The organism is Kiritimatiellia bacterium, assembly GCA_025054615.1.
Lineage (GTDB): Bacteria > Verrucomicrobiota > Kiritimatiellia > CAIVKH01 > CAIVKH01 > JANWZO01.
The window spans coordinates 106730-114464 of record JANWZO010000007.1 but is presented as its reverse complement, the minus strand read 5'-3'; the positions used below and the strand labels follow the sequence as shown (position 1 = coordinate 114464).

General features: G+C 57.9%; 8 protein-coding genes. 2 read left to right on the top strand and 6 right to left on the bottom strand.

From position 1 onward, the window contains the following. Positions 1 to 64: 64 nt before the first annotated feature. Positions 65 to 556, bottom strand: a complete 492-nt coding sequence (locus NZ740_05130) for a hypothetical protein (protein ID MCS6771392.1) — start codon at positions 554 to 556, stop codon at positions 65 to 67. Positions 557 to 609: 53 nt separating this feature from the next. Continuing rightward, positions 610 to 1311, bottom strand: a complete 702-nt coding sequence (locus NZ740_05125) for a class I SAM-dependent methyltransferase (protein MCS6771391.1) — start codon at positions 1309 to 1311, stop codon at positions 610 to 612. A gap of 54 nt (positions 1312 to 1365) precedes the next feature. Between NZ740_05125 and NZ740_05120 the strand changes: the two genes are divergently transcribed. Continuing rightward, positions 1366 to 2505: a glycosyltransferase family 2 protein gene (locus NZ740_05120; protein MCS6771390.1), complete on the top strand. Its 1140-nt coding sequence runs from the start codon at positions 1366 to 1368 to the stop codon at positions 2503 to 2505. Then, a complete protein-coding gene (locus tag NZ740_05115; protein ID MCS6771389.1) occupies positions 2502 to 4259 on the top strand; it encodes a glycosyltransferase family 39 protein in 1758 nt (585 codons plus the stop codon). The genes NZ740_05120 and NZ740_05115 overlap by 4 nt, the downstream gene beginning before the upstream one ends. Here the strand turns inward: NZ740_05115 and NZ740_05110 are convergent. Genes NZ740_05110 through NZ740_05095 form a run of 4 tightly spaced genes read right to left on the bottom strand, consistent with a single transcriptional unit; the run spans position 4234 to position 7730 of the window. Continuing rightward, complete coding sequence (locus tag NZ740_05110) at positions 4234 to 4950, bottom strand: glycosyltransferase family 2 protein (protein MCS6771388.1); 717 nt, start codon at positions 4948 to 4950, stop codon at positions 4234 to 4236. The two genes, NZ740_05115 and NZ740_05110, sit on opposite strands and share 26 nt — an antisense overlap. Continuing rightward, complete coding sequence (locus NZ740_05105; GenBank protein ID MCS6771387.1) at positions 4947 to 5711, bottom strand: FkbM family methyltransferase; 765 nt, start codon at positions 5709 to 5711, stop codon at positions 4947 to 4949. Before NZ740_05105 ends, NZ740_05110 begins: the two co-directional genes overlap by 4 nt. 4 nt (positions 5712 to 5715) lie before the next feature. Continuing rightward, on the bottom strand, positions 5716 to 6258 hold the full coding sequence (locus NZ740_05100; GenBank protein ID MCS6771386.1) for a hypothetical protein: 543 nt from the start codon (positions 6256 to 6258) through the stop codon (positions 5716 to 5718). Continuing rightward, entirely contained in the window at positions 6255 to 7730 is a 1476-nt protein-coding gene (locus NZ740_05095) for a sugar transferase (protein MCS6771385.1), read from the bottom strand. The genes NZ740_05100 and NZ740_05095 overlap by 4 nt, the downstream gene beginning before the upstream one ends. Positions 7731 to 7735 lie beyond the last annotated feature (5 nt).

Here is a 7735-nt window from a genome sequence, read left to right as displayed (position 1 = left end):
TCCCAACACGGGAATCGAAGCCATCAACTGAACTATGGTTCGCCCCATAAGGGGCTGCCGTCCCTCAGAGGATCTGCCGAAGCAGAGGGTGGTCGATGAGGCTAGCTACCCGCCGACGCCGTTGCTCGGCCAAATTCAGGCGGTCACGCAGGAACCGTTTTGTGTTCGGATCGCCGCCGTCCGTCTCTACCAATTCGAGACATCTTTGGATTTGGAGTCGAGCCGATTCCAATTTTTTCGTCACAGCAGGCAGGACGCCGCCGTTCAAAATGGCGCGGACATCGACGACCGCCTCATAAAAGTCGCGCCGATCGCCTTTTATCCATACGCGGCGCACGGCACCCCACAAGGCCAGATTGCGTGCCGCGATGCTCACACTCGCCTTGCTCACACCCAGCGCTTTCGCAATATCCTCGAGCGAACGCGGCTCCGGCGAAAGATACAACAACATATATAACTGGCCCATGAGCCTCGGAAAACCGAACGCCTGAGCCGTCCGTCCGCCCGCCTCGACGAGCTCCATTACCGCCTGAGGGGCTCCTGCGCCGCGATTCATTTGTTTAGAACGTACTAAACGTAATGAATACTGTCAACGGAGAAACCGTCGATCTATGCCGCCACGGAAACTGTTTGGTACTGGGCGCCCATAGCGCAGCGGCTGAGGCAAGGCTCCAAAGGGCGAAAAAACTTCAGCCAAGCCGGAAAAATAAACCAGAACGACTGATCGACAACCTGAAATCCGTTGGCTCGCAACATCCGACGCGTTGCCCGGGGATAGAGCGGAATCGCATCGCGGTCGAACGGGATCCGTTTCATGACCCATCGAGTCCCGATGTTCCAAGGATTATTTTCCCAAAGAACGAACCAGCCGCCCGGCGCCAGTCGTCTGCGGATCCATGCAAGGGTTGAAGGCCGGTCGCCGGGCTGGATGTGGTGGAAAACTCCGTTGGCGAAGATGAGGTCGAACTGCTCATCGTCGGCCAGGGAATGCGGCGGGCAAAAACGCACATGCGGATGAACCGCCGCCGCAACTGACAAGGAGGCCTCTGAAACATCAACCCCCGTCACGCTTTGCACTCCGGGAATTTCCAACAAGTATCGAATGGATCCTCCCGTACCGCAACCGAAGTCCAGAATCCGGCGCGGCGAAAACGCCCGCTCTTGCATAACATTCCGGAGTATGCGTATCCGCTCGCGCGCAAAGAACTCCTTGGTTTCACCGGATAGCACCAAGCCGCGATGCAGGGCCTCATCGTACTGGCGAGCGAATCCGTCAAAGGACGGCGCCGAACCGGGATGATCCTTGGCCATGCCAACGTACTCATACTTTATCAAAGGCGATCCATCGAGTATAAACAAAAAAACATGTTCCCTCCGAGCGCGTTGTCCGGCCAAATCATCTCTCTCGTGATCCCCGCCTATAACGAGGAGGACGCGATTCTAAACACGTTGCGGCGGGCACTGGCTGTCGCCGAGAATCCCGCCTCCTTTCCGAAGGACATCGCGCGAGTCGAAATCATCGTCGTGAGCGACGGGAGCCGGGATCGGACGGCCGAACTGGCGCGCAGTCTGCCGGGAGTCACAGTCGTCGAATATGGGAAAAATCGCGGATATGGGAAGGCCATCGAGACCGGATTCGCCGTGGCCTCCGGTGATATTTTGGCGTTTATGGACGCGGACGGGACGTGCGATCCCGCGTTTCTTTTTGACCTGTGGAACGAGATGCAAAAAACCGGCGCGGATATTGTGCTCGGTTCAAGGCTGCATTCGAACAGCCGAATGCCTCTGATCCGGCGAGTCGGCAACACCTTGTATGCGATACTTCTGTCCGCGATTTCAGGCCGGATTGTCCGCGACACGGCCTCCGGAATGCGGATCCTGAAGCGCTCGCTATTGCCGTTGATCCTGCCCCTCCCCAGCGGGCTGTCCTTCACGCCGGCCATGAGCGCACGTTGTCTTCTCGATCCCCGCATCCATATCGGAGAGATTCCGATGCCCTATCATGAACGGCAGGGAACGAGCAAATTGAGGGTTCTGCGAGACGGCTTCATGTTTCTGCACGTCATTCTCGTGACCGCACTTTTCTATACGCCCCTCCGTATGTTTTGGACATGCGCGCTTGCGCTCCTGCTGGCTGCGGCGCTGTCCCCTGCCGCTATGCGACTGCCGCTGGTGCTGAGCGCCGAACTGATGGCCGCTACTGGACTGCTTTTTCACTTCTTTTCCAAAAAGATTCTTCCCGACTGGCCCACTTCGAGACTTCAAAAGGGATTGAGTCGGTTCTTCCGAATCGAGACCCTGGTGGTTGGCGGATTCGTCCTCCTTTCTGCCGGATGCTTCCTGCTGAACCCCGACTCGCTCATCCGGGAAGCGACCCTTTACGCCAGCGGATTGAGCTTTATGCTGGCCGCGGGGCGTTTCATCCTGCGCCAAATGGACGCTTGGCATGCGACGAAGCTGGACAAGGATACCCTCCTGAAGGACGTCGTGATTACCCGAACATGACGTTCCCGACATCGCAAACGGCGCCTCTTCCCGTGGCCATCATCGCATCGGGGGTGATTCTTCTTATCTTGTGGCAGGTCGGCATCTATCCGCTCGCGTTGGCAGGTCGATTATTGTCGGCCGACCATGAGTTGAGCGCTGAAACGGTGGCGAGAATGGCGACCGGGCAGGTTTGGGCTGCTCTCGCGCTGGTCGCAACCGGACTGACGGCTTTATTTCGGCGCGGAATCGTTTCGCCGCGGACAATGATGGGCGCGCCGCGCGTGTCCGCGCCCGCGTTTCTTGCCCTGCTCATGCTTGGTGGCGCCTTGAGCGCGGCCATTTCCTTTCACGTTTTGTTCGACAGCATCCCGCATGTAACCGATGCGATCAGCCACTTCTTTCAGGCGAAAATCTTCGCCGGCGGCGAACTCGTAGCCGCTGCTCCCCCCTGCCCGCTGGCTTTTTTTCAGCATCACGTCCTGATCACAAACGATGGGAAATGGTTCACGAAATACCCCCCCGGCCACGCACTGCTCTTGGCAATCGGCCAACTCCTTGGATACTCGAATGCTGCTCTCCTCCTCGCTCACCTCCTCGTGCTAGTGGCATCGTACTTTCTGGCGCGCTCATTTTTTACCGAATCGGTAGCGCGCGCCACCGCTGCCGCATTCGCCGTATCGCCGCTGGCAATTCTCTTAGCCGGATCCATGATGTCCCATACGACCTTTCTTGCATCATTCTTAACCGGCTCTTGGGCTTTGGTCTCGGCGCTACACATGCCTCGAGCGCCTTTTCTCAACGTCTTGGCCGGCTTCGCGTACGGATTGAGCTTCCTTATACGGCCGCACGAATTTTTGATTTCGGCTGCCGCGGTTGCGACCGGCCTGCTACTCTCAGCCCCCCGCGCAGTTTTGGAAATCCTGCGATCGAGCCGGCATCTGCTGATGGGCTTTTTGCCCGCATTCGTGGCGATCTTGCTGTGGAACCAAAAAGCGTATGGTCATTGGGCAGCGATTGGGTACGGCTTTACAACGGATCAGAGCCTGTTTCCAATGTTCCAATCCCGCTTCGGAGTTGGCGAACATTTCAAGCTCGCAGATGCCGCGCAACTATCTCTTCATCGCCTCATCCGCTTCGACCAAGCGTTGCTCGGATGGCCGCTGACCCTGCCCTTGCTCGGTTTTGCGTTCCTTCGCGTTATGGACCGAAGAGTACGTTTTTTGGTCATCGCCACGGCTGTCCATGTCGGCGTCTACTTTTTTTACGACTATCTGGGCCATGAATACGAGGCCCGGTATTATTACAATCTCGCCCCGGTTATGCTCGTCCTGTTGGCCTTCGGACTCAGAGAATGGGCAGGGGCTTCTCCTGCGAGGCGGTTCGTTGTTCTTGCGGTCGTGGTTGCCAGCTTCGCCCATGCCGTCGGCGCCTATTGGCCCCAGGTTGTTTTTCGAAACTATGGTCCGGACTACGAGCAAGCGAACCGGTGCCTGCACGAACGCGCCCTGCGGGAACTGCCGCCTTCGAGCCTTGTCCTGATCGACTCAGGAGCGCCAGAAATCCGGTTCCGCTACTCCTCCGGATTTCTGTTCAATGACCCCGCTCTGACCGGCCGGGTCATTTACGCCCGTGGGGAATATCTCGATCTTGTACCGTGCCTAGTTCGGGCATTTGCCGACCGGAGATTCTACCGCTACGTTGCGGATCCAAACGATTGGTGCAATGGCCGGTTTGTCCCTGTTGAGGTCAGTCCGCCAGCCGGTAGCGAATGATGCACCAGAGGGCGCGAACACCGTCTTTCCAATTGATTTTTTTGCCTTCTTCGTAGGTGCGGCCGTGATAGCTGACGGGAACTTCGTAAATTCGGCAGCGTTTTCGGGCGACCTTGGCGGTGATCTCGACTTCGAATCCGAAACGCTCCTCTTTGATCACGATCCCTTGCAACACCTCGCGGCGAAAGACCTTGTAGCAGACCTCCATGTCCGTGAGGTTAAGGTTCGTCATCATGTTGGAGAGAAGCGTGAGGAACTTGTTTCCCACCATGTGCCAGAAGAAAAGAACCCGGTGCGGCCCGCCGCCAATAAAACGCGACCCATAAACGACATCCGCATGGCCGTCCAGAATCGGCTGCAGTAACTGCGGATATTCGCGGGGATCGTATTCGAGGTCGGCGTCTTGGATGAGAACAATATCGCCAGTGGCCCGAGCGAATCCCGTTCGGAGAGCGGCGCCCTTGCCGCGATTGCGTTCGTGGTGCAAGACCACAAGGGTCGGGTCCTCCTTCGCGAGACGCTCGAGAACCTCGCGCGTGCCGTCCGTCGAGCAATCGTTAACCAGGATGATCTCTTTGCGCAAACCCACGTCGACCGAACGGACCCTATTTAGGATGGTTTCGACCGTTCGCGCCTCGTTGTAGACGGGGATGACGATGGATAGCGTTGAAAAAGGGGACTTTGCGTTCATGCGGAGACATGATGAGGCATCAAAAAAAAGTAGTCCACCGCCGATTCACCCCGCTGTCGGGGACACCAGTCATTCCGCCAGAAATACGGACGATATCCGAAAGATTCAAGGAACCGCGCCACGCGACCGGCTGAAACTGACTCATCGTCCAATGAACCATCAATTTCAATCAACAACGCTGGACGAGCCCTTTGTAGGACGAGGCGCGACCCAAGCAGCAGGGGTTCTTCATGGCCTTCGACATCGATTTTCATGAAATGCACGCGTTCCGCATCGGACCCCAGTTCGTCGTCCAACGTGGCGGTCCGGACGGAGAACGACCGACCGGAATACGTGTTCCACGGATGAACGTGCAGCGATGCTTCATAAAAGTTTTCGCGACCGTCAGCAAACGATGGAATATGGACCTTCGCCTCGCCGGCGGAATCCGAGAGTGCGCAGGGGTGCAGAATAACGTTCCCTAGGCGCAGGTGTTCCACGGTCCGCCGCAGGACGGCAAATGTGGATGGCACGGGTTCGAAGCTGTGAACACGGCCCTCCGGACCCACCCAGCGGGCGAGCGTGGCCGTGATGTATCCGACATTCGCACCGGCATCGACGACGACCGAGCCAGCGGAGACGAGCCGGTGGACGCCATCTGCGGGGAGCCAGTCAGCCGCCGAATAACGGGCGATTTTTCGCGGATAATACCATTCTCGCGCCATTTGACGGACTGCCGGCGGCATCGCGCCAGCGGCCCAATTTCGAAGCTGAATCCACATGTATCTACGACAGGGGCGCCAAGACGGAACTGTCGACTTCGAGCACTGCCGCCTGGCGGATAACATCGACGTTGAGAACAACTCGCGCGCGGCCGCTCATCCGAATCACAATCCCTTCGCAACCCTTCAAGGGGCCGGCCGTAATCTTGACGCGCCGCCCGGCCTCCAAAAAGGGCATCACATCGACCAGAAGGTTGGACTCGAGCGCCAAATGAATTTGCTCGAGCTGCCGAGCAAGCTCCTGTTGGGCGACAACGTCGAGAAGGTTGGCGACATTTTGGTTCTGGCGAAGCCATCGGCGTTGGGCCATGTCGCCGCGGCAGAAGACGTAACCGGAAAAAAGTGGCGACTCAAAGGTTCGCTTCCGATTGCCGTATTGATGCGTGCGCGCCCGAAGCGGAAGGTAAACATGGATACCGGCGCGCATTGCCGCATCGGCGAGTTTTTTCTCGCGCCGCGGGCGCGTATGGACCACAACCCATCGCACGGGATCGGGCAACACCTCGAAGTCGACCGGGCAGGCCGCGGAAACGGAACGGCTGTTCATGCCGTTTCGACCGCTTTTCCCTGCACGGGCTGCGGGAGGACACTCAATTCGCCCCGAGGCCCGGTTTCGATGACCTCTTCCTCGCTGTGTCGGAGACCCATGATAATCGTCTTGAACGTCCGCAGGAGAATTAGAAGGTCGAGAAATAAACTCATGTGCTTGATGTAATAAAGGTCGTACTGCAGCTTCCGGCGCGCCGCTTCAATGCTTGCCGCATAAGGATATTTGACCTGAGCCCAGCCGGTAATCCCGGGAGGCACCATCAGCCGTTCGCGGTAAAATGGAATCGCCGAAGCCAGCATCTCGATGAATTCAGGCCGCTCAGGGCGCGGCCCGACAAGACTCATCTCCCCGCGGAGAACATTGATGAGCTGAGGCAGTTCGTCGATGCGCCATTTGCGGATGAAACGCCCCACTCGGGTCACCCGCGGGTCGACGAGACCCGACCACACGGCGCCGGTTTGCGCCTCGGCATCCGTTCGCATCGACCGGAATTTGAGGACCGTGATGATCCGGCCGCTCAATCCCGCGCGCTGCTGTCGGTACAGGATCGGGCCTTTCGAATCGAGCCGGATCAGGAGCGCTGTCAACGCCATGATTGGAGCTCCCACAAGCAGACCGACCAGGGCGACCGAAAAATCCAGAATCCGTTTGATTTTCCGAATGTGGATAACGGAACTGTTCATCGCGGCGCTCATCAGCCATTCGTCGTTGATGTGATCGATCGGGATTTCCTGGGCCAATTGCTCATGAAGAGAGACGTAATCGATCATTTCGATCCCCGAACACCGCAATGGGCGCAGCATCCTCAGCACGGCAGGTTCGCGGGATAGGGATGTGGCGACGATCAGCGTTTCCACTTCGAAAGCATCCGCAAGTTCCCGGATTCTCTCGATTTGCCCGACGACGGGGACCCCTGCGATGAGGGTTCCCGGCTGAATTCGATGCGCGGCAACAATGCCTCGGATGCGAAGGCCCGCGTCAGGAGCAGAACGAATCAGCCGAACTGCTTCAACCGCCTCCTGGCCGTCTCCGATGACCATAGCATTTTTGGATAACATGCCGCTGCGGATGATGGCGCGATAGGCCGCGCGGGACGCCCAAGCGAAGAAGAAGATAAAGACCCCGCTCAACAGCAGAATCCCGCGGCCGACCTGAGATTGAAACCGAGCATAAAAAATGAGGATTATCACGACCAGGGCGAGCGCCGCGCCGAGAAAGGGAAGCGAATAGGAGGCATGGCGCTTGATGAGGGCTTCGCGCTCGTACATGCCAACGGCATAAAACACGACCAGACTGATCAGAACCGACGCCAAAATCGAGCCGATGTTTTGTTCCATGAAATCCGCACCCTGTTCGGGGCCAAGGCGCAACAAGGCGGACAACCAGATGGCCGCAACGATTCCCACAATGTCGCTGGCGATCAGAGCGACACGGCGAAGTGAAATCCGTTGTCCGCGGTGAAGCAACATGGTTA

Coding starts and splice junctions, on each gene's coding strand:
- NZ740_05105 (MCS6771387.1), bottom strand. CDS start 5,711: ATGTGGATTCAGCTTCGAAATTGGGCCGCTGGCGCGATGCCGCCGGCA.
- NZ740_05125 (MCS6771391.1), bottom strand. CDS start 1,311: ATGGCCAAGGATCATCCCGGTTCGGCGCCGTCCTTTGACGGATTCGCT.
- NZ740_05120 (MCS6771390.1), top strand. CDS start 1,366: ATGTTCCCTCCGAGCGCGTTGTCCGGCCAAATCATCTCTCTCGTGATC.
- NZ740_05100 (MCS6771386.1), bottom strand. CDS start 6,258: ATGAACAGCCGTTCCGTTTCCGCGGCCTGCCCGGTCGACTTCGAGGTG.
- NZ740_05110 (MCS6771388.1), bottom strand. CDS start 4,950: ATGAACGCAAAGTCCCCTTTTTCAACGCTATCCATCGTCATCCCCGTC.
- NZ740_05115 (MCS6771389.1), top strand. CDS start 2,502: ATGACGTTCCCGACATCGCAAACGGCGCCTCTTCCCGTGGCCATCATC.
- NZ740_05095 (MCS6771385.1), bottom strand. CDS start 7,730: ATGTTGCTTCACCGCGGACAACGGATTTCACTTCGCCGTGTCGCTCTG.
- NZ740_05130 (MCS6771392.1), bottom strand. CDS start 556: ATGAATCGCGGCGCAGGAGCCCCTCAGGCGGTAATGGAGCTCGTCGAG.